A 26,135-nucleotide genomic window follows, 5' to 3' on the forward strand; every position below is an offset into this window, starting at 1 on the left:
CCATTGGAGGGCCTCTCGCAAAAATGTGTAGGTGTTTTCCGTCCCGTAATGCGTAAAAACAAAGAGATAGGGCACCAGCCAAGAAAAAGCCGCAGCCGGTGCTACCATGAGGCTGAGGCGGCAAGGACGGCACCGGGCAATGCGACTTCTGCTTGTTGAAGACGATCCAAGAACCGCGGACTACATCGTCCGGGGACTGGCCGAGGCCGGTCATGTCTGCGATCTGCTGCGCGACGGTCATGACGGCCTCTTCGCCGCGACCCGCGACGCCTATGACGTGATCGTCGCCGATCGCATGGTTCCCGGCCTCGACGGCCTGTCGATGATCAAGGCCGTGCGAGCCGCCGGCATCCACACGCCGGCCATTTTCCTGACCTCGATCGGCGGCGTCGACGATCGCGTCGAGGGCCTGGAAGCCGGCGGCGACGACTATCTGGTCAAGCCCTTCGCCTTTTCCGAACTGCTTGCCCGCATCCATGCGCTCGGCCGCCGGCCGGCCGCGCAGGAGCAGAAGACGGCGCTGCGCGTCGCCGACCTCGAAATGGACCTGATCCAGCGCCGCGTGACCAGGCAGGGCCAGCCGATCGACCTGCAGCCGCGCGAGTTCAGCCTGCTCGAAGTGCTGATGCGCGGCGAGGGCCGCGTCATCACCCGCACCATGCTGCTGGAGCGCGTCTGGGACTTTCATTTCGACCCCAAGACCAGCGTCGTCGAGACGCATATCAGCCGGCTAAGGGCCAAGGTCGACAGGCCGTTCGACGTGCCGCTGATCCACACCGTGCGCAACACCGGCTACAGCCTGCATGTTCCGGCCTAGAGCAATTCCAGGAAAAGTGCGAAGCGGTTTTCCGTCCGGAATTGCGGCAGACAATGGCGCAATTCCAGGAAAAACGCGCAGCGTTTGGGCGCGGCGGCTTCGCTGTCGCCTTCCGTCTGGAGTTGCGCAAAACCAAGGACTTGGCAGGTTTGGACATATGGGCAGCGCGCATCCACGGACCGGCGCGTCGTCGGTCATGGATCTTGGATGAGCGAGACGCGCTTCAACCTGCTGCGCAGCACGCCGTTCCGGCTCGCGCTGACCTTCGCCTTCCTGTTCCTGCTGGCTTTCATCCTGTCCGGCGCGATCGTCTATCAATTGATGAGCGCCTCGCTCGCCAGGCAACTCGATCAATCGATCAAGGACACCTACTCCCTGATCGCCGCAACCGCCAAGAGTGACGAGGAGGATTTCGTCGCGACCGTCAGGGACCATGCCCAGTTCAGCCAGGATAAGGACGAGATCTTCTCCCTAACCGATCGGAACGGCAACCGCCTCGCCGGGGATTTCACCGCATCCAGCCTGCCGGACGGCTTTTCCATGTTCGCCGCCAACCTGCCGGGCGTGCCGCCCGATACCGAGTATCGCGCCTATTCGGGCATGGTCGGCGGCACCAATTTGACGGTCGCCTTCTCGCTCTCGGAAACCGAGGATCTCGAAACCATCGTGTTGATGAGCTTTGGCTGGGCCACGCTCTTCATCACCGGCATTGCCGTGGCCGGCGGCGCCGTGCTTGCCTCGCGGATCCAGCGCCGCCTCGACGGCATCGCCAGCACCATGGTCGACGTCTCGCACGGGCGACTCGATGCCCGCATTCCGCTGATCGGCAATGGCGACGACATCGACGCCGTGTCCGCTCAGGTGAATGCCGCGCTCGAGCGCCTGTCGGCCCTGGTCGACGGCATGCGCGAAGTGAGCGCCAACATCGCCCATGATCTCAAGACACCGCTCAACCGGCTGCAGATGATCCTGGAGTCCGCCGCCGACAAGACGGCCTCGGGCGAGGATGTCGCCACCGAGCTGACCGATGCCCGCGCGGAAAGCCAGCAGATCAACAGCACCTTCGATGCGTTGCTGCGCATTGCGCAGATCGAGGCCGGCGCCCGCAAGGCGCGCTTCATCGACCTCGATGTCGGCCCTGTGGTGGAAACCATGGGCGAGGTCTATGCCGACGTCGCCGAGGACGACGGAAAGGCACTGTCCACCAGCATCGTTCCGGATACGAAATGCTACATTCATGGCGATCGGGACCTGCTGATGCAAATGCTCGCCAATCTGGTCGAGAACGCGCTCCGGCATTGCCCGCCGGGCACGGCCATCGAGCTTTCGGTGACCCGGGGCGGCGGCCATGTCCTCATTCACGTGCGCGACAATGGTCCGGGCATTCCGGTCGAGGAACGCGAAAAGGTCTTCCGGCGGCTCTACAGGCTGGACACGAGCCGCACGACGCCCGGCAGCGGCCTGGGCTTGAGCCTGGTCAAGGCGGTTGCCGACCTGCACGGCGCCGCCATCGTGCTGGAAGACCGCAATCCCGGCCTGGGCGTGACGGTCAGCTTTCCGGCCGTGCGAGCTCCCGCCGCCTGAGCCGGGGCAATTCCAGGAAAAGGATCAAAACAAGGAGGTAGACCCTGACGTCGGGCAAACTCGTGGTTCCCGTCGTTCAACCGACCAAATAGGCCGACAACCTTGAGCCGGTGCGAGCGTCGCCACGACGCGGCCCTGACGGCTGGCTTATCGCGGCCGCCAAGTGATGGCGGAGTTGGTCACGTAGTTCCAGGCGGTGCCCACAGCCGCGGCCGCGAGACCTGCCACCCACCATCGCGACGGGTTCGTGTAGAGCAGGCTCGACACGCCGACGCCCGCCACCACACCGAAACTGCACAGGGCCGCGAACAGGCCGAAGCCGGTCAGGAAATGCCAGCCGCGCCGGCGCAGGTCGCGGTAGGTGAAGGCGTTGTTGAGAGAATAGTTGAAGGCCATGGCAGTGAACATCGCGGCCGTCTGGGCAGCGGCAAAGGGCAGGCCCCGCGACAGGAGGGCATGCAGGGCCGTCAGATGAACGGCTACCCCTGCGGAGCCGACCATGCCGAAGGCAAGGAACCGCGTCGAGATCAGGTCTCCCGACGCCTTGGCGATCAACAGGCCGATATATTCGGCCACGACCATGGAATCGAGTTTGCTCTGTCCGTGAAGGCGCGGACCGAACGCATAGGGAATTTCCTTGATCCGCATGGCCGGCGAGGACGCAACGATGTCCAGCAGGATCTTGAAGCCCTGGCGTGACAGGCGCGGTGCGACCGCATCGACGATTTCACGACGAGCCATGAAGAAACCGCTCATCGGATCATGGATCGGCGTCTTAAGGAGCGATTGCGCAAGGCGGGTCGCCAGCCTGCTGCCGCTCGTGCGCAACTGCGTCATCGCGCCGTCGGCGCTCCCGTCCTCCTGGTAGCGGCTGGCGATCACCATGTCGGCCCCGCCCCCGCGCACGATCTCGAACATCGCGGACAGGCGCGTCTCATCATGCTGGAGATCGCCGTCCATGACCGCGACTATCGGCGCCGAACTCGACAGGATGCCTTCCAGGCAGGCGCCGGCAAGGCCGCGGCGAGCAATGCGCCTGATGGCGCGGACGCGATAGTCGATCGCCGCTATATCGCGAACCGCCGCTATCGTTCCGTCCTTCGAATCATCGTCGACGAAGACGACTTCCCATTCAATACGTGCAAGCGCCTCGCGCAACCTGGCGACCAGCAACCCGACGTTGGCGCGTTCGTTCAGCGTCGGGACGACGATGCTGAGCTCGGCGCATCCGCGCATCGCAACGGCATCTCCGCGGGCCGGATTGGCGCCGAGCGGCGTCCCAGTCGTGGCCTGGTTCATGGCAGGGCGCTGCCCGTGTTGGTCGAAGTCCGGCCTTGAGGCGCATGTACCATGTCTGCCCGTTTGACAGGCAGTATCAGCATGTCGAAGACCGGAAATCCGGCGACGCGCTGCGTGACGTGCCGAGCCGGGCCGCTCGCGACGAACAGGCCCGCGAGGTTGTCGCGATACCCCTTTTCGCTAGCGGCCTCGTCGGCGAAATTGAGCGCCGCGATAAGGAACCCCGCGCTGCGGCTGTTCAGCCGGTCATCGTCCATGAACTGGAAATGGCGAGGATCGCCAGGCAGCACCTGGATCGGAAAGTCAGGACCAATCGCCGCGCCAATACGCGCCGCCTGCATCCAGTTCGACGCCACCACGAAGGTGTCGGGAGCCCCGATCTGATTGCTTTCGGCCTTGCCGGTCAGAACCGACCAGTCGACGATCTGCCAATTGATGTCGAACTTCGGCGCCCGGTCGAAGAAAGGCCGGGTGAAGGCGCCGGTGGTGGCCTGCACGGCGAATCCGATCGCCAACGACGGAACCGTGATGGCGGCGACCGCGAAGGATGTGTTGAGCCAGCCGGAATGACGCTGAGAGAAATCGCGGCACCACTGGCCGACGAGCGGAAACGCGAAGAGGAACCCGCTCATCGACCAGTGCGGAAGCGAATGGGCGCTGAGCAGCGCAATCACGTCGAAAAACGCCACCGGCAGGGCCGCGATCGGCAGGAAGAAACGATCGGCGGGCGCCGCGCCTGGCCGGGCCGCGCGCCACAAGCAGGCCATGGCGACCAGCCAGATCGTCGGCCAGAGATAAGCGGCTTGGCCGAGCAGGGTGAGCCCGAGATTCGCCGGATGCAGGAGGTGGCCTTCGGCCGCCATGCCCCGGCCGGACTGGAACGCCAGTGAAATCCAGCCGTGGCGCATGTTCCACAACATGACCGGCGCGAGGCCGAGCGCCGCGACGATGGCCGCCAGCCAAGGTCCCGGCGTGCGCAGCTCGGCGCGGCCCGGCTTCGTCACGACCAGGATCATCAAGGCGGATATCGCGAACAGGCCGGCCTGATATTTCGACATCAGAGCCAGGCCAAGCGCCAGGCCGGCCGCGATCCAGCGTGGCAAGCCATGCCGCGTTTCGCCGCCGAGAAGCATCGGCGCCGCCAGCCAGGCGCTGGCGAGCAGGAAGAAGTCGAGCGGTCCGTCCGGAACGACGAAGTGCCCGGCCGAGATCAGGAAGAACGGCGCCACGCTGTAGCAGGCGACAGCCCAGAAGGCGGCGGCGGCGCCATATGCCAGCCTGGTCAGGTCGAACAGGAGCAGCGCCGACAGCGAGCCCAGCAGCACGTAGGGAAGCCTGACGGCGAAACGGCATTCGCAGCCGGTGACGTCCGCCATCAGGCGCGCGAGCGCGAAACCCAAGGGCGGATGATCGAAGTAGGACAGCGAATGGCTGCGCGACACCACCACCGCATAGGCCTCGTCTATCGACAGCGGAACGACTGCGGCAAGTCCGATCCGCAGCGCCAGGAATATGGCGATCAGCGATACCGCCCAAAGGGTAGGGGATGTTCGGAAGTAGCCTGTCGACTCCCGAGCGGACGGGTTCGCGGCAACGCTGCTCGCCCATGACTGAACGGCTTGCATCGCCCGCTACCGTACCGCCTGTATGTGTACGATGTGCACCAAAGTGACGATGCGGCTTGCGAGTGCTCGGGTGCGGACATGCCCGATCGGGCGAAAACGGTCGTCGGAACGCAGCATTTGTGAAAGCCTCCCTCTTATGCGCGACCGGCCTTCGGCTCGAACCGAACATTAGCCGTAGCTGTTTGAGGGCGACCTTGCCTTTTCAACTATACAGGCGGTTTGCCGGGTCCTTACAAATCGGTAAATCCAGCGTCCCGTATCGCCGGGACATACCGTACCCGTCGCAAACACACGGCCCGGATTCGACTACCTGGCGCCCGCTCGGCGGAAATCCGAGGGCGACATGCCGGCGAGCTTGCGGAACGATTTGTTGAAGGCGCTGAGCGAGCCGAAGCCTGAATCCATGGCGACGCGCAGCACATTGGCGTCCTCATGCATCAACAGCGCCTGCGCGTAGCTCAGCCGCAGCAAATTGACATACTCGTTGAGCGTCATGCCGGTCGATTTCTTGAACAGGCTCATAGCGTATTTGGGATGGATGTCGGCGGCCGAGGCGATGGTTACGCAATCGATGTCGTAGAGGAAATTCTCGGCGATATAGTCGCACATGCGCCCGACATTGCGTGAGGATTGCTGGTCGAAGGGATTGCCGGCCCCTTGCCCGGCCACGCTTCCGGGCACCAGGCGGTAAGGCTCGAAGCGCACCCGCTCGAGCCGAAGCAGCAGCTCGTTGACGGCATGCTCGGCTTTCGCCGGATCGCCCGAGCGCGCATACTCGTTCCAGCGCTTGAAATTGTCGTTGTCCGACTGGTCGGTCGCGTTGGTCACCAGCGTCGCGCCGGTCATCAGCCGGTGGCGTATGTCGGCCGGCAGATGCAGGCGAAAGAAATGCACCAGCGGCAGATGCGCGCCGGCATAGATCGCGTCGTCGGTGAGGTCGTCCATCTGATGCGGCAGGCCGCCCCAGAACAGGCACATCTCGCCTGCCGAAAGCGCGAGCTCGTGATCGTTCATCAGGTAGTGGACGCTGCCGCGAACGATGAAATTCACTTCGACCTGGGCGTGCCAGTGCGGCTTGAGCATGACCAGCGGCTGCGTGTGGAACATCTGCAGCTTGAGCGGCAGGCCTTCGACGCTGCTCGCGCCAGGCTGGTAGAACGGCCTTTCCGGCATCTTACTTTCCGCCAATTTCTTATTCCCTTTGTCCGGGACAAGCCTTCCGCGCCGCATAATCTTAGCCACGCTCACCGTGAGAGAGCAAATGAAATGGGAGGATTTCAATGCGCACTACATTGACTTGCGCCGCGCTTTTGCTTGCCCTGGGTTCAGGCCCGGCGCTGGCGCAGTCCGGCGAAATCACCATCTGGAGCTGGAACATCGCCGCTTCGTCGCTGAAGTCGACGGTCGAGGGCTTCAACAAGAAATATCCCGACATCAAGGTCACGGTTCAGGACCTCGGCAATCAGCCGACCTATGACAAATCGATCGCCGGCTGCGCTGCCGGCGGCGTCGGCCTGCCCGACATCGTCTCGATCGAGAACGGCGAGGCCGAGAACTACTGGAGCCAGTTCCCCGACTGCTTCGTCGACCTGCACACGCTGGGTTATACCGCCGAGGACCAGAAGAAATTCCCCGACTTCAAGCGCACCGAGCTCGAGGTCGGCGACAAGGCCTATGCCATGCCCTGGGATTCCGGTCCGGTCGCCGTCTTCTACCGCCGCGACTTCTACGAAAAGGCCGGCGTCGATCCGGCCACGATCAAGACCTGGGACGATTTCATCGCCGCCGGCAAGAAGATCCAGGCCGCCAATCCCGGTGTCTCGATGACCAATGCCGATTTCAACGGCGACACCGAATTCTTCCGCATGATCTCCAACGAGCAGGGCTGCGCCTATTTCGCCGAGGACGGCCAGTCGATCACCGTGGCCGAGCCGAAATGCGTCGACGCCATGACCAAGGTCAAGGAGATGAAGGACGCCGGCATCGTGTCGTCGGCCGACTGGTCGACCAAGATCACCAACAACACCGCCGGCACCGTCGCCACCCAGGTCTATGGCGGCTGGTATGAAGGCACGGTCCGCACCGAATCGCCGAAGGAAAGCGGCAAATGGGGCGTCTATCTGATGCCGAGCCTGACCGGCGACGGCCCGCGCGCCGCCAATCTCGGCGGCTCGTCCCTGGCCATCACCTCTGCCTCGAAGAACAAGGAAGCCGCCTACGCCTATTTGAAATACACGCTGGAGACGAATGACGGCCAGATCACCATGCTGAAGGATTTCGGCCTGGTGCCGTCGCTGATCTCGGCGCTCGACGATCCTTATGTCGCGCAGGGGCAGCCCTATTGGGGCGACCAGGCGGTGTGGAAGGATATTCTCGCGACGCTGCCCAAGGTGGTGCCGAGCCGCGGCACCCAATTCCAGAGCGACGCCGAGATCATCGTCCGCGCCGTGCAGACCAAATATCTGGCCAACGGCTATCCCGACGCCAAGGCCGCGCTCGACGACGCCGCCAAGCAGATCGCCGCCGCCACCGGCCTGCCGGTGAAGTAGCGCCTCTTCCTTCTCCCCGTTCACGGGGAGAAGGTGCCCGAAGGGCGGATGAGGGGCGGCGCCAACATCGACAATTGGCGCTGCTCCAGCAAACTCAAGGCCTGATCAACACTGCGCCCATCAAGAAGGCGCCACCGGGACAAAGAAAGGAGGAAGACGATGCGCACCCAGAACGCCACCGCGTACCGCTTCCTCACGCCTTACCTTTTGATCTTCGCCATCTTCTGGATCTGGCCGATCATCTCGTCGTTCCTGATCTCCTTCCAGGCGACGCGCACCGTGCCGTGGCGCTTCGCGCCGACTTTCAACTGGGGCCGCCTGATCGGCGACCCCGCCTTCTACAACGCGCTGAAGAATACGCTGCTGATCCTCGTCATCCAGGTGCCGGTGATGATCTCGCTGGCGATCGTCATGGCGGTGCTCCTGAATTCGCCGCTGTTGAAGGCGCGCGGCCTCTACCGCTTCGCCTTCTTCGCCCCGGTCGTGGTCGGCGAGGTCGCCTATTCGGCGGTCTTCCGCCTGATGTTCAGCCTCGATTTCGGCATCATCAACAAGCTGCTCAACAGCGTCGGCCTGACCAAGATCGACTGGTTCTCCAACGTCACGCCGGCCATGGCGCTGATCATGATCGCAGTGACCTGGCGCTGGGCCGGCTACAACGCCATCATCATCCTGGCCGGCCTGCAGTCGATCCCCGAGGACGTCTACGAAGCGGCGACGCTCGACCGCGTCAGCCGCGTGAAGCAGTTCTTCTACATCACCTTGCCGCTGCTCAAACCCGTCATCGTCTTTTGCGCCGTGCTGTCGATCATCGGCACCATGCAGCTCTTCACCGAGCCGTTCCTGATCACCGAGCGCGGCGGCCCGGGCGGCGGCACCGAGACGCTTGGCCTACTGCTCTACCGCCAAGGTTTTCGCTCGCTCAATTTCGGCTATGCCTCGGCCGTCGCCTACACCATGGCAGGGCTCGCGATCGCCATCACCCTGGTGCAGCTCTGGCTGACGAGAGAGCCGAAATGACGGGTGAACCGAAATGACCTCGCGTTTGCAAAGACGGCTCGGCCGCAGCATTGCGCTGCATCTTTTCCTGACGCCGCTGGCGCTGATCTGGCTGTTCCCGCTCTGGATGATGGTGGTGTTCTCCACCATGCCGGACAACGGCATCTTCAGCCCCGGCATCGAGCTCCTGCCGCATGATGGCTTCATCGACAATTTCAACAATTTGCAGCGCGACACCAATTTCGTCGGCGCTATTCTCATCTCGGTCTCGGTGGCGGTGACCTACACGATCCTTTCGGTGCTGCTCACCTCCATGGCCGGCTGGGCGCTGGCGCGCTACGAGTTCCACGGCAAGGGCGCGGTGGTGGCGATCATCTTCGGCACCATCACGCTTCCCTACGCGGTGGTGCTGATCCCGCAATTCATCATGGTGGCGCGCGACTTCGCCCTGGCCAACACCTGGATCGCGCTGATCGTGCCGCCGCTGTTCAATTCGCTGGGCGTGCTCTTCATGCGCCAGGCCTTCTCGATGATGCCGGCCGAATTGTTCGACGCCGCGCGGGTGGAAGGCGTGAAAGAATGGCGCATCTTCCTGTTCGTGGCGCTGCCTTTGGCCCGCCCGATGCTGGCGGCGCTGGCGATCATCCTCTTCCTCGCCTCGTGGAACAATTATCTCTGGCCGCTGCTGATCAACAGCCAGCCCGGCGCGATGACCGCGCCGGTGGCGCTCGGCACGCTGATCGGCCTGACCAAGGTGTCGTGGGGCGGCATCATGGCCGGCGCCGTCATGCTGACGGTGCCGATGCTCATCGTCTTCGTGCTCTTGCAGCGCCATTTCATCGCCGGCATCGCCGCCGGCGCGGTCAAGTAGGAAGGAGCGATATGGCCGCCGTCACACTCACCAATGTCGTCAAACGCTTCGGCGTCTTCGAGGTCGTCCACGGCGCCAATATCGACATCGCCGACGGCGAGTTCGTCGTCTTCGTCGGCCCTTCGGGCTGCGGCAAGTCCACGCTGCTGAGGATGATCGCCGGGCTGGAGGACATCAGCGGCGGCGACATCGCCATCGGCGGCAAGGTGATGAACGATGTCGAGGCGGCCGACCGCGGCATCGCCATGGTCTTCCAGTCCTACGCGCTCTACCCGCACATGACGGTCGAGCAGAACCTCTCCTTCGGGCTCAGGATGAACGGCAACCCGAAGGCCGACACCGAGCGCCGGGTGAAGCGCGCCGCCGAAATCCTGCGCATCGACGAATTGATGCAGCGCCGGCCGAAGCAATTGTCCGGCGGCCAGCGCCAGCGCGTCGCCATCGGCCGCGCCATCGTGCGCGAGCCGCAGGTTTTTCTCTTCGACGAGCCGCTGAGCAACCTCGATGCCGAACTCAGGGTGCAGATGCGGGTCGAGATCTCGCGCCTGCACAAGGAGCTCGGCGTCACCATGATCTATGTGACGCACGACCAGACCGAGGCGATGACGCTGGCCGACCGGATCGTCGTGCTGAAGGCCGGCAATGTCGAGCAGATCGGCGCGCCGCTCGACCTCTATGACGACCCGGCCAACCGTTTCGTAGCCGGCTTCATCGGCTCGCCGAAGATGAATTTCCTCAAGGCCAACGTCGTCGAGACATCGAACAGCGCCGCGATCATCGAGCTCGTCAATCACGGCGGCGCGCGCTTGCGCAAGCCGCTCTCGAATGCCTTTCCGGCCGTCGGCGCCGAGGTCGTGCTCGGCGTCAGGCCGGAGCATTTCTTCGAGGCCGGCGAAGGCGACTGCGACATTCCGGTCAAGGCCGACGTCGCCGAGCATCTCGGCTCGGTCAGCTATGTCTACGCCAATGCCGGACCCGAGGAATTGATCGTCGAGCGCGAGGCCTCGCGCCAGCGCGCCAGCGGCGACCATTTCACGGTCTCGATCAAGGCGGAGCGCTCGCTGCTCTTCGACAAGGCCGGCGCAAGGATCCGCTGACCGCACATTTTCTTGCCGGCATGCCAGCGTGGCGGCGATCGCATGGAGAATTCGATATGACATCCAAAAAGATCCGCTGGGGCATCCTCGGTCCCGGCAGCATCGCCAAATCCTTTGCCGGCGGCGTGGCGGGATCGCGCACCGGCGAGCTGGTCGCCCTCGGCGCCCGCAATCCCGCCAAGCCGGGCCTTGCCGAGACCTTTCCGGGCGCGCGTATCCTCGACGGCTATGACGCGCTGCTCGCCGACGAGAACGTCGACGCCGTCTACATTTCGATCCCGCATCCCGGCCACGCCGAATGGGCGATCAAGGCCGCCGAGGCCGGCAAGCATGTCTTGTGCGAAAAGCCGCTGGCGCTGACCGCCTTCGAGGCCGACGCCATGATGCATGCGGCGCGCAAGGCCGGCACCTTCCTCGGCGAAGCCTTCATGTACCGGCTGCACCCGCAGACCCGGCAATTGGTCGAGCTGATCAAATCCGGCGCCATAGGCGAGGTCCGCATGATCAAGTCGAGCTTCGGCTTCGCCATGCCGGGCTTCATGCCGGCGCACAGGCTCTATGCCAACGAACTCGCCGGCGGCGGCGTCCTCGATGTGGGCGGATATCCGGTGTCGATGGCGCGGCTGATCGCGGGTGCCGCTTCAGGGCAGCCTTTCCTCGAGCCGGACAAGGTCGTCGGCGCCGCCCATCTCGGCCAGTCCGGCGTCGACGAATGGGCCGCGGCCCTGCTGCACTTCCCCGGCGGTATCGTCGCCGAGGTTTCCTGCAGCATCTCGCTCAACCAGGACAATGTGCTGCGCATCTTCGGCACCAAGGGTCAGATCGAGGTGCCCGATTTCTGGTTCGCCGGTGGCAACCGCGATGTCGGACCGGGCCGGATCGAGGTGATCCGGTCCGGTGCGGCTCGCGAGGTGATCAGTCTCGACGAGACCCGCCACCTCTATTCCTTCGAGGTCGACGGCGCCGGCGAGGCGATCCTCGCCGGCCGCCAGGAATTCGCCTGGCCGGGCATGTCCTGGGCCGACAGCCTCGGCACGCTGCGCGTGCTCGACAGATGGCGCCACGCCGTGGGGCTGGAATACGAGATCGAAAAGCCGGCCAAGCGCGTCAACACGCTCTCCGGCCGGCCGCTCCGGACCAACGGCGCCGCCATCGGCAAGCGCGACATTCCCGGCCTGCCGAAACCCGTCTCCCTTCTGGCGCTCGGCTTTGAGGATTTTCGCACCTTCTCCTCCGGCTCGATCCTGCTCGACGCCTATTTCGAGGCCGGCGGCAACCTGTTCGACACCGGCTTCGTCTATGGCGCCGGCTACACCGAGACGCTGCTTGGCCAGTGGCTCGCCAATCGCGGCGTGCGCGAGCAATCGGTCATCATCGCCAAGGGCGCGCATTCGCCGCTCTGCTATCCCGACGTCATCGCCAAGCAGCTGGCCCAGTCGCTCGACCGGCTGCAGACCGACCATGTCGACATCTATTTCATGCATCGCGACAATCCCGACGTGCCGGTCGGCGAATTCGTCGACGCCATGGACCGGGAGGCCAAGGCCGGCCGCATCCGCGGCCTGTTCGGCGGCTCCAACTGGACCATGGAGCGGATGGACGCGGCGATTGCCTATGCCGAGAAGCACGGCAGGCAGAAGCCCGGCGCGCTCTCCAACAATTTCTCCTTGGCCGAGATGCTGGAGCCGATCTGGGCCGGCTGCGTCACCTCGTCCACCGATACCTGGAAGGCCTGGCTGACGGCAAGGCAGATGCCGAACTTCGCCTGGTCGAGCCAGGGCCGCGGCTTCTTCACCGATCGCGCCGGCCGCGACAAGCAGGACAATGAGGAGCTGGTGCGGGTCTGGTATTCGGAAAAGAATTTCGGCCGCCGCGACCGCGCCATCGAACTGGCGCGCAAGCTCGGCAAGAGCCCGATCCATGTCGCGCTGGCTTACGTGCTGGCGCAGCCCTTCCCGTCCGTGCCGCTGATCGGCCCGCGCACGCTGGACGAGCTCGAGGACAGCCTGAAGGCACTCGATATCAAGCTGACGCCGGAGGATGTGGCCTGGCTGGACGAGGGGCCGGAGCGGAGGAGGGCATAGGCGCGCCTAATCTCTCCCCCTTGTGTGGCTCTGTGGGAGATGCCGAGAGGGCAGAGAGGCGCTAACCTGTGCTTCGTCATTCTAGGGCGGAGCAAGGAGCGAAGCGACGCGCGCAGACCCTAGAATCCATGCCGTGACGCCTGAGAGCCGCCACGGTCCAGAACGTTCACCAGCCAATCCCGCGAAACAGCTCGAACCATTCCGGATTGGTCTTCTCGATCAATTCCATCTTCCATTGGCGCGGCCCAGCGCTTCAATGACGTCTCACGCTGGATGGCGTCGGTGATGTCGAAATACTCCTCGTACCAGACCAGACGCTGCACACCATAACGGCTGGTGAAGCTGGAGCCTTTGCCGGTCTTGTGCTCCGGCATGCGACGAGCAAGGTCGTTGGTGACACCGATATAGATCGTGCCGCCTTTCTGGCTCGCGGCCATATAGACGTAGCCTGTCATATTGCGATCTTAGCTGGCGCTGTCGCTAGCGGCTATTCTGGACTGCAGCATTCTACGGCCAATGTCACGGCATGGATTCTAGGGTCTGCGCGCGTCGCTTCGCTCCTTGCTCCGCCCTAGAATGACGAAGGATACGTGGCAGCTTTACGCAGGAGAACCCTCTCTGTCCCCTTTGGCGGCATCTTCAGGCTGCTGGCGTCGCCATATGCGATTGCCCTGCCCTCAAGGGGTGAGATCGCCCTCACCGATCCACCCGCGTCGACAGAATGATCGACGACGACGTCCGCTCCACCCCGTCCATCGCCCCGATCCGGTCGAGCAGCGCATCGAGATCGCGGATCGACGGCGCGTCGACGATGACGATCATGTCGAAATTGCCGCTCACCGAATGCACTGTCCTGACCGGCGGCATCGCCTCGAGGGCGCGCACGACCTTGTCGGCGAGTTTCGGGGTGACGGTGAGCAGTACATGCGCCTTGACCAGCCCCTGCTCGTAGTCGGGCGACAGCCTGACCCCATAGCCGGCGATGACGCCGCGCTGCTCCAGCCGCTCGATGCGGCTCTGCACCGTGGTGCGCGACACGCCGAGTTTTCGCGCAAGCTCCGCGGTCGAGGCGCGGGCGTCGGCCCTCAGCAAAGTGAGCAGGGCTTGTTCGGCTTCAGTGATCATTTCGACGATCTTCCTCGGCGAATCGCTTAAAGGTCGGCTTCATATTGCCAGATTCCACCCTTCCTTTCGACAGGCAAGCTGCGATGATTCCGCCAACTCGAATTTCAAAATTGGCAGGGGTATTGATCATGAAGAACATCGTTGTAGTCGGCGCCGGCAAGATCGGCTCGACCATCGCGGAAATGCTGAGCTCGACCGGCGACTATCACGTCACGCTCGTCGACCGCTCGGGCGCCCAGCTTGCCGCCGCCGAATTGCCGGCCGGCGTCGAGACCCAGGAGCTGGACATCGGCGCCACGGGTGAGCTCGAAAAGGTGCTCGCCGGCAAGTTCGCCGTGTTGAGCGCCGCGCCCTTCCATCTCACCACCCGCATCGCCGAGGCGGCCGCGGCCACCGGCGTGCATTACCTCGACCTCACCGAGGACGTCGTCTCGACCCGCCGCGTGAAGGAACTGGCGCGCGACGCCAAAAGCGCCTTCATCCCGCAATGCGGCCTGGCGCCGGGTTTCATCTCGATCGTCGCCAACGATCTCGCCAGCCGCTTCGACACGCTGGAAAGCGTGCGCATGCGCGTCGGCGCGCTGCCGCAATATCCATCCAACGCGCTCAACTACAACCTGACCTGGAGCACCGACGGCGTCATCAACGAATATTGCGAGCCCTGCGAGGCGATCGTCGAGGGCGAGCTGATCGAGGTGCCGCCGCTGGAAGAGCGCGAGGAGTTCTCGCTCGACGGCGTCACCTATGAGGCCTTCAACACCTCCGGCGGCCTGGGCACTTTGGCCGAGACGCTCAAGGGCAAGGTGCGCACGCTGAACTACCGCACCATCCGCTATCCCGGTCACGCCGCGATCATGAAGGCGCTGCTCAACGACCTGGGGCTGCGCCACCGCCGCGACGTGCTGAAGGACATTTTCGAGAGCGCGCTGCCGGCGACGCTGCAGGACGTGGTCATCGTCTTCGTCACCGTCTCGGGCCGCCGCAACGGTCGCCTGCTGCAGGAGACCTACGCCAACAAGGTCTATTCGCAGCGCGTCGGCTCCATCGTGCGCAGCGCCATCCAGATCACCACCGCCTCCGGCATCTGCGCCGTGCTCGACATGCTGGCCGACGGCTCGCTGCCGGCGATGGGTTTCGTGCGCCAGGAGGATATCGCCCTCGACGCCTTCCTCGCCAACCGCTTCGGCCGCGCCTACGCCCAGTACGAGATGGTGAGCCGGCTGGCGAGCTGAATAAGCTCGCGCCTTTCCTCTCCCCCGTCGATCGGGGAGAGGTGTCGAGCGGAGCTCGACGGAGTGGGGGTCGACCTGCGCCGACGGTTGTTATTTCAACCCGGATGCCTCGCCTTGATTGAGGCCCGGTGGTGGTGAATGGTTGTCGGCGCTTCCACATTTGAGCAGCGGCTTCCCCCACTCCGTCGCCGCTTCGCGGCGCCACCTCTCCCCCCTCCGGAGGGAGAGGAAAGAGGCGCTCCGCTCAAATATGCAGCGCGTGCCCCAGCGCCTTCAACGCCGCTTCCTGGAACCCTTCGCCCTGTGTCGGATGCGCGTGGATGGTGCCGGCGATGTCCTCCAGCCGCACGCCCATTTCCAGCGCCAGGCCGAAGGCCGCCGACAGTTCCGATACGCCCTGCCCGACCGCCTGGATGCCCAGCACCAGATGATTGTCGGCGCGCGCCACGACCCGCACGAAACCGTCTTCGCCCTGCCTGGTCATGGCGCGGCCGTTGGCGGCGAACGGGAACTGGCCGATCTTGATCTCGCCTGGGAGCGCCTTCGCCTCTTCCGGTGACAGGCCGGCGGTGACCAGCTCCGGATCGGTGAAGCAGATCGCGGGAATGGTGCGTTTGTCCCAGCTTCTTTTGTGGCCGGCGACGATCTCGGCCACCATCTCGCCCTGCGCCATCGCGCGATGCGCCAGCATCGGCTCGCCGGTGACGTCGCCGATGGCATGGATGCCGCGCATCGAGGTGCGGCACTGGTCGTCGATGCGGATGAATTTGCCGGCCCTGTCGAGGTCGATCTGCTCCAGCCCCCAGCCTTCGGTCAGCGGTTTGCGGCCGACCGTGACCAGGATCCTGTCGGCGGCGACCTTGGCGTTCTTGCCGTCGGCGGTCTCGACCAGCAGCGCATCGCCCTTGGTCGACAGGCCTTTGGCTTTGGCGCCCAGCATCACCTCGACGCCGAGCTCGCCGAGCCGTTTCAGCACCGGCCTCGTCAGCTCGGCGTCATATTGCGCCAGCACCCGTGGTAGCGCTTCGACCACGGTGACCTTGGCGCCCATCTTGGCGAAGGCCATGCCGAGCTCGAGCCCGATATAGCCGCCGCCGACGACCGCGAGCTTCTTCGGCACTTCGCTCAGCGCCAGCGCCTCGGTCGACGAGATCACCGGACCGCCGAACGGCAGGAACGGCAGCTCGACTGGCGCCGAGCCGGTTGCGATCACCACGGTCTCGGCGCGGATGACCTGCGTGCCGGTCTCGGTCTCGACTTCGACCGTCTTGCCGTCCCGGAACGTCGCCCAGCCCTGCACGGTCTTGACCTTGGCCTTTTTCAACAGCCCGGCAACGCCGCTGTTGAGCCGACTAACGATGCTATCCTTCCAGGCGACGGTTTTTGCAAGTTCGAGCGTCGGCGCGGCGACTTTGATGCCGAGCGGATCCTTGCCGCCGGCCATATGCGCTATCTTCTCGAATTCCTCCGCCGCATGGATCAGCGCCTTGGAGGGAATGCAGCCGACATTGAGGCAGGTGCCACCGGGCTTGCCTGCCTCGACGATGACCGTGTCGACGCCGAGCTGCCCGGCGCGGATGGCGCAGACATAGCCGCCCGGTCCGGCGCCGATGACGAGCAGCTTGCAGGAGATTTCTTTCATGCGGTTACCTCGATCGGTCGCTTTGCCTCGGCACCGTATCGCCTAGGTTGGAGATTTGCCGAGGTGCTTATGGCTTCGTCATTCCAGGGCGAAGTAAGGAGCGAAGCGACGCGCGCAGACCCTGGAATCCATGCCGTGACCTGACGGCGTTGCAACGGTCCAGAATTCTGCACCGCTGCACCCTTCGGCAGAGATCGCGGCATGGATCCTCGGGTCAAGCCCGAGGATGATGAACGCGCGAAGGCCTGCGGCCAACCACGGAGGTTGGTACTTTGCGGCTTCGGGCCGGTCACCGGAAATCTGCGACGATCCTTTTCGGATTGGATCAAAGGGACAAGCATTCCACCCATCCCCTTCAATCCACGAAAATCAGCGCCGGCGTCTCGAGCAGCGCCTTGATGCGCTGCACGAACACCGCCGCAACCCAGCCGTCGATGACGCGATGGTCGAAGCTGGAGGACAGGTTCATCATCTTGCGCGGAATGAACTGCGTGCCGTCCCAGACTGGCCGCACCATGATCTTGTTGACGCCGACGATCGCCACTTCCGGATAGTTGATGACCGGCGTCGTCGCCACGCCGCCCATCGCGCCGAGCGAGGTGATGGTGATGGTCGAGCCGGAGAGCTCCTCGCGGCTTGCCGTGCCGGCCTTCGCCGCGTCGGCCAGTCGGTTGACCTCCGTGGCGCAATCCCACAGGTCGCGCGCCTCGGCATGCTTGACCACCGGTACCACCAGCCCGGCGGGCGTCTGCGCGGCGATGCCGATATGGATGCCTTCATGCTGGTGGATGATGCCGGCATCGTCGTCGAACAGCGCGTTGAGGTTGGGCTGGTCGGCGATCGCCTTCGCCATCGCCCGCATCAGGAAGGGCAGCAGGGTCAGCTTCGGGCGATCCCCGCGCTTCTCCTTGTTCAGCGTCGCGCGCAATTCCTCCAGCGCGGTGACGTCGATCTCCTCGACATAGGTGATATGCGGAATGCGCGACTTCGCCAGCGACATCTTTTCCGCGATCTTGCGCCGCAGGCCAACGACCTTGATGTCCTCGACGCCGTCCTTCCGGGCAAGGCCGGTGGCGCGGGCGACTTGCGGGCCGCGCGCGACGAACGCGTCGATATCCTCATGGCTGATGCGCCCGGCCGGGCCGCTGCCCGTGACCTGGCGCAGATCGATGCCGGCCTCCTTCGCCCGCAGCCGCACGGCGGGTGACGCCAGTGGTTTCTCGCCTTCCGCACGCGGCGCGCCAGAGACGGAAACAGGGCGCGTCGCCTTCGGCGCGGCGGCAATTTTCGGCCCCTCGGCCGGCTTTGGCGCCGCTTTCGGAGTGTCCGGCGCCGGCGCCGGTTTGGCTTCGACCGGCTCGGCCGGCGCTTTCACCTCAGGCGCCGCCTCGGCGACAGCTTTCACATTGCCTTCGCCGGCTACCTTCAGCCGCACGATCGGCGAGCCGATCGCCACCGTGTCGCCGATCTCGGCGCCGAGCCAAAGGATCTCGCCATCGACCGGTGAGGGGATTTCGACGGTCGCCTTGTCGGTCATGACGGCGGCCAGCACCGTGTCCTCGCGCACGAGGTCGCCGACCTTGACATGCCATTCGACGAGCTCGGCTTCGGCGACGCCTTCGCCGACATCGGGCAGCTTGATGACGTGTTCGCCCATCTCAGGCCTCCCCCACTTTAAGCTTCCAATGTTTCGATCAAGGCGCGGCCGACCCGCGCCGGGCCGGGGAAGTAGTCCCATTCCTGCGCATGCGGATAGGGCGTGTCCCAGCCGGCGACCCGCGCGACCGGCGCTTCCAGATGGTAAAAACAGTTCTCCTGCACCAGCGCGACCAGTTCGGCGCCGAAGCCGGAGGTGAGCGTCGCCTCATGCACGACCACGCAGCGCCCGGTCTTCTTCACCGACGCGACAATCGTGTCGAGGTCGAGCGGCAAAAGCGTTCTCAGATCGATGATCTCGGCATCGATGCCCGTCTCCTCGGCGGCGGCCTGCGCGACATAGACCATCGTGCCGTAGGCAAGCACGGTGACGGCCGAGCCCTGACGGCGGATCGCCGCCTTGCCGAGCGGGATGGTGTAGTGGCCGTCGGCGACCTCGCCGAGCTCATGCTTCGACCAGGGCGTCACCGGCCGGTCGTGATGGCCGTCGAACGGGCCGTTGTAGAGCCGCTTCGGCTCGAGGAAGATCACCGGGTCCGGATCCTCGATCGCCGCGATCAGCAGCCCCTTGGCGTCATGCGGATTGGACGGCACCACCGTCTTCAGGCCGGAGACGTGGGTGAACAAGGCTTCCGGGCTCTGGCTATGCGTCTGTCCGCCGAAGATGCCGCCGCCGGTCGGCATGCGCACCACGATCGGGCAGGTGAAATCGCCGTTGGAGCGATAGCGCAACCGCGCCGCTTCAGAGACGATCTGGTCGTAAGCCGGATAAACATAATCGGCGAACTGCACCTCGACACAGGGTTTCAGCCCGTAGGCGGCCATGCCGATGGCCGCGCCGACGATGCCGGATTCGCTGATCGGCGCATCGAAGCAGCGGCTCTTGCCATATTTGGCCTGCAGGCCCTGCGTGCAGCGGAAGACGCCGCCGAAGAAGCCGACATCCTCGCCGAATACGACGACTTGGCTGTCGCACCCCATCGATACGTCCATGGCGTCGCGGATCGCCTCGATCATCGTCCGTCTCGGCATGATCAGACCCCCGCCTGCTGGCGTTGGCGCCTGAGATGCGGCGGCATCTCGGCGTAGACGCCCTCGAACATGTCTCGCGTCGAGGGTTTGCCGCCGGCATGCAGCGTCCCATGGCTCTCGGCTTCCTTCTGCGCCGCGATCACCGTCTCCAGGATCTCGGCCTCCGCCTGGGTGTGGCGCTCCTCGGACCATGCGCCTTTGTGGATGAGATGGTTCTTCAGCCGGATCACCGGATCGCCGAGCGGCCAGGCGTCGGATTCCGCCTTCGGCCGGTAGGCGGAAGGATCGTCCGAGCTCGAATGCGCGCCGGCCCGGTAGGTGACATACTCGACCAGCGTCGGCCCGAGATTGGCGCGCGCCCGTTCGGCCGCCCACTTGGCGACCGCGTGCACCGCGAGATAGTCGTTGCCGTCGACGCGCAGCGCCGGAATGCCGAAGCCGAGGCCGCGCGCGGCAAAGGTGCCGGAGCCGCCGCGCGCAATGCCCTGGAAGGTCGAGATCGCCCACTGGTTGTTGACGACGTTGAGGATGACCGGCGCCTTGTAGGTCGAGGCAAACACCAGCGCCGAATGGAAATCGGACTCCGCGGTCGAGCCGTCGCCGATCCAGGCGGCTGCGATGCGCGAATCGTTGGAAATCGCCGAAGCCATCGCCCAGCCGACCGCCTGGATGTATTGCGTCGCCAGATTGCCGGAGATCGAGAAGAAGCCGTGCTCCTTGGAGGAATACATGATCGGTAGCTGCCGGCCCTTCAGCGGGTCGGCCTCGTTGGAATAGATCTGGTTCATCATCGTGACCATCGGATAGCCGTCGGCGATCAACAGCCCGGCTTGCCGGTAGGTCGGGAAATTCATGTCGCCCGGGGCGAGCGCCTTGCGGAAGGCGCAGCTCACTGCCTCTTCGCCCAGATGCTGCATGTAGAACGAGGTCTTGCCCTGGCGCTGCGCCATCTGCATGCGCGCGTCGAAGGTGCGCAACGTCATCATGTTGCGCAGTCCTTCGAGCAGCTCCTCGTCGCTGAGCAGCCCGGCCCATGGCCCGACGGCTTCGCCGGCGCGGTTCAGCACCCGGATGATGGAAAAGGCCATGTCGCGGATGGTGCGCGGATCGACGTCGATCTCGGGGCGCGGCACCGAGCCCGCCTTGGGAATGGTCACATTCGAGAAGTCGGGCGTGCCGCCGGGCCGCACCTCGGGCTCGGGCACATGGAAGCGCAACATTCCAGCATCGGCCATGAGCTCACGTCCTCCAATGTTGCCCGTGCGATCTTTGCACATCCGCGCCGCCATTTCATCGGGCGAGATGGCAGCCGTCCTCCCGGTCGTCGGCCCCACGGAACCGATGCGACACGCAGACGCCAAGATGCAGATATGACGGCGAAATTTCTTGTCGATGTTTTCGCGCCGCGCGCAATTTGGCGAATGCCGGCAGGGCTTTAGGCGCAAGAGCCGACAAACCCGGGTCGCATGACGGGAGGGCAACCTCTCTATGTCAGCGCCGCCCCTCACCTGCCTGCCGGCATCCTCTCCCCGTATAGTGACGGGGAGAGGGAAGCTGTCATCGCCGATTTCGCCAATCGCCGGCGTTGCAAATTGAGCGCCGAGGCTGCGGCCAGCCCCTTCTCCCCGTCACTATACGGGGAGAAGTGCCCGGCAGGGCGATGAGGGGCAGCGCCAGCTTTCGGCATTGGTCGCCAAGCTGGAGCGATCGCGCGGCGTGAACCGAAAGCTTGGGACACGTGTCCCACACCTGTTCCACCGAAACGCTGGTTCCCGCACCCCGCGCCATGCTAACTCAGCCCACATGGCGCAGAAGAAAGGATATGAGGTCGATTCGTGGCTGGCGAAGCCCGATCCCTCTATGGCGATCATCCTGCTTTACGGTCCCGATCGCGGCCTCGTCGCCGAGCGGGCGAAAGCCTTCGCCGCGAAGACCGGCCTGCCGCTCGACGATCCCTTCTCGGTGGTCAAGCTGGATGGTGCCGAGGTCGACCGCGACCAGGGACGGTTGCTCGACGAGGCCCGCACCGTGCCGATGTTTTCCGACCGGCGGCTGCTTTGGGTGCGCAATGCCAGCGGCCAGAAGGCGCTGGCCGACGACATCAAGGCGCTGACCAGCGAGCCCGCGCGCGACGCCATCATTCTCATCGAGGCCGGCGACCTGAAGAAAGGCACCGGCCTCAGGGCCATCGTCGAGGCCGCCGGCAACGCCATCGCCTTGCCTTGCTATGCCGACGAAGCGCGCGACCTCGATACGGTGATCGACGACGAATTGCGCAAGGCCGGCATGTCGATGACGCTCGACGCGCGCCAGGCGCTGCGCCGCAATCTCGGCGGCGACCGGCTCGCCTCGCGCGGCGAGATCGAGAAGCTGGTGCTCTACGCGCACGGCCGGAAAGAGATCGACGTCGAGGACGTCAACGCGCTGTCGGGCGATGTCTCCGGCGCGTCTTTCGACGCCGCGGTCGACGCCATGCTGGACGGCAAAGTCGGCGACTTCGACGTTGCCTTCAACCGCCATTGCCAGTCTGGCGGCCACCCCTTCCTGGTGCTGTCCTCGGCGATGCGCCAGTTGCAGGCGATCCAGGTGATGCGCGGCCAGATGGAATCCGGCGGCCGCAACGCTGCGTCGGTCGTCGCCGGCGCTCGCCCGCCGGTGTTCTTCTCGCGCCGCAAGCTGGTGGAAAGAACGCTCGATCGCTGGAATGTCGAGGCGCTCGGCCGCGCGCTCGGCCGCCTGCAGACGGCGGTCCTGCAGACGCGCAAGCGGCCGGATCTGTCGGAAGCACTGGCCAGGCAGGCGCTGCTGGGGATCGCGATCGAAAGCGCGAGGCTGGGGCAGAGGTAAAGGGCGGCGATTGACGAAAGCCGACGCGTTGGCTGATCTCCCCTCGTGGGTAGGGCGCAACACACCATTCGTCATTCTAGGGCGGAGCAAGGAGCGAAGCGACGCGCGCAGACCCTAGAATCCATGCCGTGACATTGGCCGTAGAATGCAACGGCCCAGAATAGCCGTTGGCGATAGTGCTAGGTAAGATCGTCACATGACAGGCTACGTCTACATGACCGCGAGCCAGAGAGGCGGCACGATCTATATCGGCGTCACCAACGACCTTGCTCGCCGGATGCCCGAGCACAAGACTGGCCAAGGCTCCAGCTTCACCAGCCGTTACGGTGTGCAGCGTCTGGTCTGGTACGAGGAGTATTTCGACATCAAAGACGCCATCCAGCGTGAGACGTCGTTGAAGCGCTGGCCTCGCCAATGGAAGATTGAATTGATCGAGAACACCAACCCGGAATGGTTCGAGCTCTTTCGCGGAATTGGCTGGTGATCGTTCTGCACCGTGGCGGCTCTCAACCGTCGCGGCATGGATTCTAGGGTCTGCGCGCGTCGCTTCGCTCCTTGCTCCGCCCTAGAATGACGAAGGATAGGAGTGCGATCCCTTCACCGGAGAGCCGCCTTCCCGGTCAGTTCATCATCATGGCGTCCATCGGCTGGAAGGTGGGCAGCGCCTGTGGAAAGACCAGTACCGTCGCGCCGTAAAGCAGCAGGGCGACACCAGACACCTTCGCTATCCGATCTCCTGACGGAAAGGTCTTTTCCGCAAAGATCAGCAGGGTGACCACGGCCATCGCGGCGACGTTCATGATCCCGAGAGGAAAGAGGGCGAGAAACAAGAGCCAGCAGCAGCCCAGGCAAAAGGCCCCATGCTGGAGGCCCATGTGCGCCGCGCCCCAGCGGCCGTCGCGCCATGAGGTCAGGATGAAGCCGATAGGCGTACGGCATTTGGCCAGGCACAGATCCTTCAGCGGCGAGAGCTGATACGCGCCCGCTACGATCAGCAGCGCGCCGCCTATGCGCGCGGCCGCCGCGCCAGACATTCCCATCTGCGCGCCAAGCTTCTCCGCTCCTGCCGCGCCGGCAAAGGCGAGAACGCCGATCACGCTCCAGACCACCATGTAGCCGGCCACGAACACCCAGGTGGAGACGAAGGTCTCGCCGCGCCCCCGCTTGGCGGCTTGAACCTGGTGAAACGTCAGGATCATGGGGGCGGCCGTCGGAAACATCATGGCAACCATCATGACGATCCAGACGGCAAGAAACAGCGGCCCCGTCATGCCCATGGTTGGAGAGTACATTTCCATGCCCATGTCCGCGTCCATGCCGATCTGCTGCCGGATGAGCACGGCCCACGACACCGCGGCGCCGGCAATCAGCAACGCGAGGATGATATTTCGCTGCGATGTCAACGTCATGGGCGAAGCACGTTCCGGCGGCGAGGCCAAAGGCTACGCCTGGCCCGACCAATTGATCGGAGCGTAATGTCCGTTGCGCCGGGAATTGTCCCAATTCATGCCATGGTCGCTGAACGTGCTGCCTTCCGCCCCCATCGCCAGACCGAGCCAGTCGGGATTCACGGGATGGCCGGTGGCCGCCCACATCTGCCCGTCCTCGCGCATTGTCGGCAGCGGTTCGACCGCCATCTTCATGACGCCCGCAATCTCCGCCGACCGCTTCTTGCCGTCTATTCGATAGTCGATCGGAACCTTCTTGGCTCCGAGATTCGTGCCGATCATGGGTGCCAACACCGCCATCGGACCACCCGCGGCGCCGGTGAAGATCGCGCCCAGCGCCTCTGTTTGCCTGTCGTCGGCCCGTTCGTCGATATAGGCGGCGGCCGTCCAGTTGCCGTCGGCCATCGGACCCGGTGTATGGGCAACCATCGCGACGCTGAGGTCATCCAATCGAACGTCGCCGAAATTGCCCTTGTCGATATGAAAGACCAGGCCGACGTCGCAGACGCCTCGCGTCGGCTTCGATGTCAGCTGCGCGTTGGTGGACAGCAGGCAGGGACAAACGACATCGCAGCTACAATTTTCGAAATAACTTCCAGACAATTGCCAACTGGTTGCCATCTTCACCTCCCGGCTCTGTCAGGCGGGTCGGCTCGGCTCGCTTTGGCGAGGTGGCGCCGCCTATACCGTAAAGAAGCGGCATAAAGCCCGACATCGCGACTGCTCGGCACGCCAGGGCATATAGTTTAGTTGTCTCTAATGAGGTTACGCCGATGCCCGGCACTGTCAAGCCGAGGGCCTAGCGCCGGCGGCTGCGCTGACCGGCGCTACTTGGCCGCAATGGAGAGCGCAAGGTTGGAGCAGCGATAGCGGTTGGCCAATCTCCCCCCTTGTGGGGGAGATGTCCGGCAGGACAGAGGGGGCGCTGTCCCGTCGGCTTATCAGTTCTTTGGCCTCGAACTCTCCGGCCGTGACCTTTGGCGGAGGGTGCATCGAGCGAAATTATATAGCCGCTACAACGGCTTAATGTCCACCCTTGGCGCTCGTCCGCTGTTTTGCTCAAAGAGATGATGGCGCTCCGTCGCGCCCCCTCTGCCCTGCCGGGCTTTTCCCCACAAGGGGAGATCAGCCATCAAGCCGGCCTCCGCCAATCACCACCGCCAACGAAAAAGGGCCGGCATAGCGCCAGCCCTTTCATTGTCTATCACCGATATATCAGGCGTATCCAGCCTTAAGCCAAAACCTCAAATGCCGCCAAATACCATTAGGCCCCCAGCCGACTACCGCTCGTCCTTCAGCCGCCGGCACAACTCGTCGAGCTGCTCCAGCGAGCGGTAGTCAACCCGCAGCGTGCCGCCCTTGCCCTTGTGCTCGATGCTGACGATCATGCCGGTCGTGTCGGTCATCAGCTTCTCCAGGGCCAGCGTGTCGGGGTCCTTCTCCGGCGCGCTCGCGGCGGATTTCGCCTTGGCCGGCGTCGGGCCGGCGGGCATCTGCGCCAGCGCTTCGGCCTGGCGCACCGAAAGTCCTCCTTCGACGATGCGTTTGGCGAGCCCTGCCGGATCCTCGGCCGTCACCAGCGTGCGGGCATGGCCGGCCGACAAAGCGCCGTCCACCAGCATGTCGTGGATGACGTTGGGCAGCTTCAAGAGTCTCAGCGTATTGGCGACATGGCTGCGGCTCTTGCCGATGACCTGGCCGAGATCGGCCTGCGTGTAGCCGTGCTCGTCGATCAGCTGCTGATAGCCTTGCGCCTCTTCGACCGGATTGAGGTCGGCGCGCTGCACGTTCTCGATGATCGCCAGTTCCAGCGCGGTGCGGTCGTTGACGTCGCGCACGATGATAGGGATCTCGGTCAGGCCCGCGCGCTGCGCTGCCCGCCAGCGCCGCTCGCCGGCGATGATCTCGTAGCGGCCGGCCTGCGAAGGTGAGGGGCGCGCCACCACCGGCTGCACCACGCCATGCTCGCGGATCGACTGGGCAAGATCGGTGAGCTCGGCGTCGCCGAAATGCCGGCGCGGGTTCTTCGGGTTCGGGCTGACGAATTCGATCGGCACCTTGCCGTCGGCCGCCACCGCCGCGCTCGGCTTTTCCGGCGCCGCCGGACGGTCGATTTCGCCGATCAGCGCCGCGAGGCCACGGCCCAGTCTTTTTCTTGATTGGTCTTCGCTCATTAGTTTGTCCAGATCGTTTCGGAGTCGAATCGGCTAATTAACCAAGGCTGCCGA

Annotated in this window: 21 protein-coding genes and 1 pseudogene; 10 read left to right on the top strand and 12 right to left on the bottom strand. The window is 64.5% G+C overall.

Annotated features, from left to right (window positions below; all coding sequences use genetic code 11):
• Window positions 1-139 precede the first annotated feature (139 nt).
• On the top strand, window positions 140-817 hold the full coding sequence (locus DPM33_RS14315) for a winged helix-turn-helix domain-containing protein (RefSeq protein ID WP_112098093.1): 678 nt from the start codon (window positions 140-142) through the stop codon (window positions 815-817).
• 207 nt (window positions 818-1,024) lie between these two features.
• Entirely contained in the window at window positions 1,025-2,401 is a 1,377-nt protein-coding gene (locus DPM33_RS14325; RefSeq protein ID WP_112098095.1) for a sensor histidine kinase, read from the top strand.
• 147 nt (window positions 2,402-2,548) lie between these two features.
• Here DPM33_RS14325 and DPM33_RS14330 read toward each other — a convergent pair whose 3' ends face one another.
• The 3 genes from DPM33_RS14330 to DPM33_RS14340 all read right to left on the bottom strand — a co-directional run bounded on the left by DPM33_RS14330 (window position 2,549) and on the right by DPM33_RS14340 (window position 6,498).
• Complete coding sequence (locus tag DPM33_RS14330) at window positions 2,549-3,700, bottom strand: glycosyltransferase (RefSeq protein WP_112098096.1); 1,152 nt, start codon at window positions 3,698-3,700, stop codon at window positions 2,549-2,551.
• Window positions 3,697-5,325 (bottom strand): glycosyltransferase family 39 protein, encoded by a 1,629-nt coding sequence (locus tag DPM33_RS14335; RefSeq protein ID WP_112098097.1) that lies wholly within the window; start codon window positions 5,323-5,325, stop codon window positions 3,697-3,699. The genes DPM33_RS14330 and DPM33_RS14335 overlap by 4 nt, the downstream gene beginning before the upstream one ends.
• 306 nt (window positions 5,326-5,631) lie before the next feature.
• Entirely contained in the window at window positions 5,632-6,498 is an 867-nt protein-coding gene (locus DPM33_RS14340; RefSeq protein ID WP_112098098.1) for a helix-turn-helix domain-containing protein, read from the bottom strand.
• A gap of 107 nt (window positions 6,499-6,605) precedes the next feature.
• On the opposite strand from DPM33_RS14340, the gene DPM33_RS14345 reads away from it, so the two are divergent.
• From DPM33_RS14345 to DPM33_RS14365, 5 genes are all read left to right on the top strand, one after another.
• Entirely contained in the window at window positions 6,606-7,874 is a 1,269-nt protein-coding gene (locus DPM33_RS14345) for an ABC transporter substrate-binding protein (RefSeq protein WP_112098099.1), read from the top strand.
• Between the two features lie 159 nt (window positions 7,875-8,033).
• On the top strand, window positions 8,034-8,894 hold the full coding sequence (locus tag DPM33_RS14350; protein ID WP_112098100.1) for a carbohydrate ABC transporter permease: 861 nt from the start codon (window positions 8,034-8,036) through the stop codon (window positions 8,892-8,894).
• Between the two features lie 13 nt (window positions 8,895-8,907).
• Complete coding sequence (locus DPM33_RS14355) at window positions 8,908-9,744, top strand: carbohydrate ABC transporter permease (protein WP_112098101.1); 837 nt, start codon at window positions 8,908-8,910, stop codon at window positions 9,742-9,744.
• A gap of 11 nt (window positions 9,745-9,755) precedes the next feature.
• On the top strand, window positions 9,756-10,841 hold the full coding sequence (locus DPM33_RS14360) for an ABC transporter ATP-binding protein (protein ID WP_112098102.1): 1,086 nt from the start codon (window positions 9,756-9,758) through the stop codon (window positions 10,839-10,841).
• A 56-nt stretch (window positions 10,842-10,897) separates the two neighbouring features.
• Window positions 10,898-12,925: an aldo/keto reductase gene (locus DPM33_RS14365; RefSeq protein WP_112098103.1), complete on the top strand. Its 2,028-nt coding sequence runs from the start codon at window positions 10,898-10,900 to the stop codon at window positions 12,923-12,925.
• A gap of 166 nt (window positions 12,926-13,091) precedes the next feature.
• Here the strand turns inward: DPM33_RS14365 and DPM33_RS14370 are convergent.
• Window positions 13,092-13,380 (bottom strand): annotated as a pseudogene (locus DPM33_RS14370) (GIY-YIG nuclease family protein).
• Between the two features lie 241 nt (window positions 13,381-13,621).
• The gene (locus DPM33_RS14375) at window positions 13,622-14,050 is read right to left on the bottom strand and encodes an Lrp/AsnC family transcriptional regulator (protein ID WP_112098104.1); all 429 of its coding nucleotides are present in this window, start codon (window positions 14,048-14,050) and stop codon (window positions 13,622-13,624) included.
• A 128-nt stretch (window positions 14,051-14,178) separates the two neighbouring features.
• On the opposite strand from DPM33_RS14375, the gene DPM33_RS14380 reads away from it, so the two are divergent.
• A complete protein-coding gene (locus tag DPM33_RS14380; RefSeq protein ID WP_112098353.1) occupies window positions 14,179-15,282 on the top strand; it encodes a saccharopine dehydrogenase family protein in 1,104 nt (367 codons plus the stop codon).
• A 244-nt stretch (window positions 15,283-15,526) separates the two neighbouring features.
• Here the strand turns inward: DPM33_RS14380 and lpdA are convergent, their stop codons facing one another.
• From lpdA to DPM33_RS14400, 4 genes are all read right to left on the bottom strand, one after another.
• Window positions 15,527-16,924, bottom strand: coding sequence for a dihydrolipoyl dehydrogenase (gene lpdA / locus DPM33_RS14385; RefSeq protein WP_112098105.1), 1,398 nt, complete (start codon window positions 16,922-16,924; stop codon window positions 15,527-15,529).
• 355 nt (window positions 16,925-17,279) lie between these two features.
• On the bottom strand, window positions 17,280-18,581 hold the full coding sequence (locus DPM33_RS14390; protein WP_112098106.1) for a dihydrolipoamide acetyltransferase family protein: 1,302 nt from the start codon (window positions 18,579-18,581) through the stop codon (window positions 17,280-17,282).
• Window positions 18,582-18,598: 17 nt separating this feature from the next.
• Entirely contained in the window at window positions 18,599-19,612 is a 1,014-nt protein-coding gene (locus DPM33_RS14395) for an alpha-ketoacid dehydrogenase subunit beta (RefSeq protein WP_112098107.1), read from the bottom strand.
• A 2-nt stretch (window positions 19,613-19,614) separates the two neighbouring features.
• Window positions 19,615-20,847, bottom strand: a complete 1,233-nt coding sequence (locus DPM33_RS14400; protein ID WP_112098108.1) for a 3-methyl-2-oxobutanoate dehydrogenase (2-methylpropanoyl-transferring) subunit alpha — start codon at window positions 20,845-20,847, stop codon at window positions 19,615-19,617.
• A gap of 568 nt (window positions 20,848-21,415) precedes the next feature.
• Here DPM33_RS14400 and holA point away from each other — a divergent pair.
• Both holA and DPM33_RS14415 read left to right on the top strand, forming a co-directional pair.
• Entirely contained in the window at window positions 21,416-22,459 is a 1,044-nt protein-coding gene (gene holA, locus DPM33_RS14410) for a DNA polymerase III subunit delta (protein WP_112098109.1), read from the top strand.
• A gap of 196 nt (window positions 22,460-22,655) precedes the next feature.
• A complete protein-coding gene (locus tag DPM33_RS14415; protein WP_112098110.1) occupies window positions 22,656-22,943 on the top strand; it encodes a GIY-YIG nuclease family protein in 288 nt (95 codons plus the stop codon).
• Between the two features lie 136 nt (window positions 22,944-23,079).
• Here the strand turns inward: DPM33_RS14415 and DPM33_RS14420 are convergent, their stop codons facing one another.
• The 3 genes from DPM33_RS14420 to DPM33_RS14430 all read right to left on the bottom strand — a co-directional run bounded on the left by DPM33_RS14420 (window position 23,080) and on the right by DPM33_RS14430 (window position 26,081).
• Entirely contained in the window at window positions 23,080-23,868 is a 789-nt protein-coding gene (locus tag DPM33_RS14420; protein ID WP_112098111.1) for a DUF2182 domain-containing protein, read from the bottom strand.
• Between the two features lie 33 nt (window positions 23,869-23,901).
• The gene (locus DPM33_RS14425) at window positions 23,902-24,534 is read right to left on the bottom strand and encodes a DUF1326 domain-containing protein (protein WP_167449068.1); all 633 of its coding nucleotides are present in this window, start codon (window positions 24,532-24,534) and stop codon (window positions 23,902-23,904) included.
• Window positions 24,535-25,187: 653 nt separating this feature from the next.
• Window positions 25,188-26,081, bottom strand: coding sequence for a ParB/RepB/Spo0J family partition protein (locus tag DPM33_RS14430; RefSeq protein WP_112098113.1), 894 nt, complete (start codon window positions 26,079-26,081; stop codon window positions 25,188-25,190).
• Window positions 26,082-26,135: the final 54 nt, after the last annotated feature.

The sequence above is a fragment of the Mesorhizobium hawassense genome (assembly GCF_003289945.1).
GTDB classification, from domain to species: domain Bacteria; phylum Pseudomonadota; class Alphaproteobacteria; order Rhizobiales; family Rhizobiaceae; genus Mesorhizobium; species Mesorhizobium hawassense.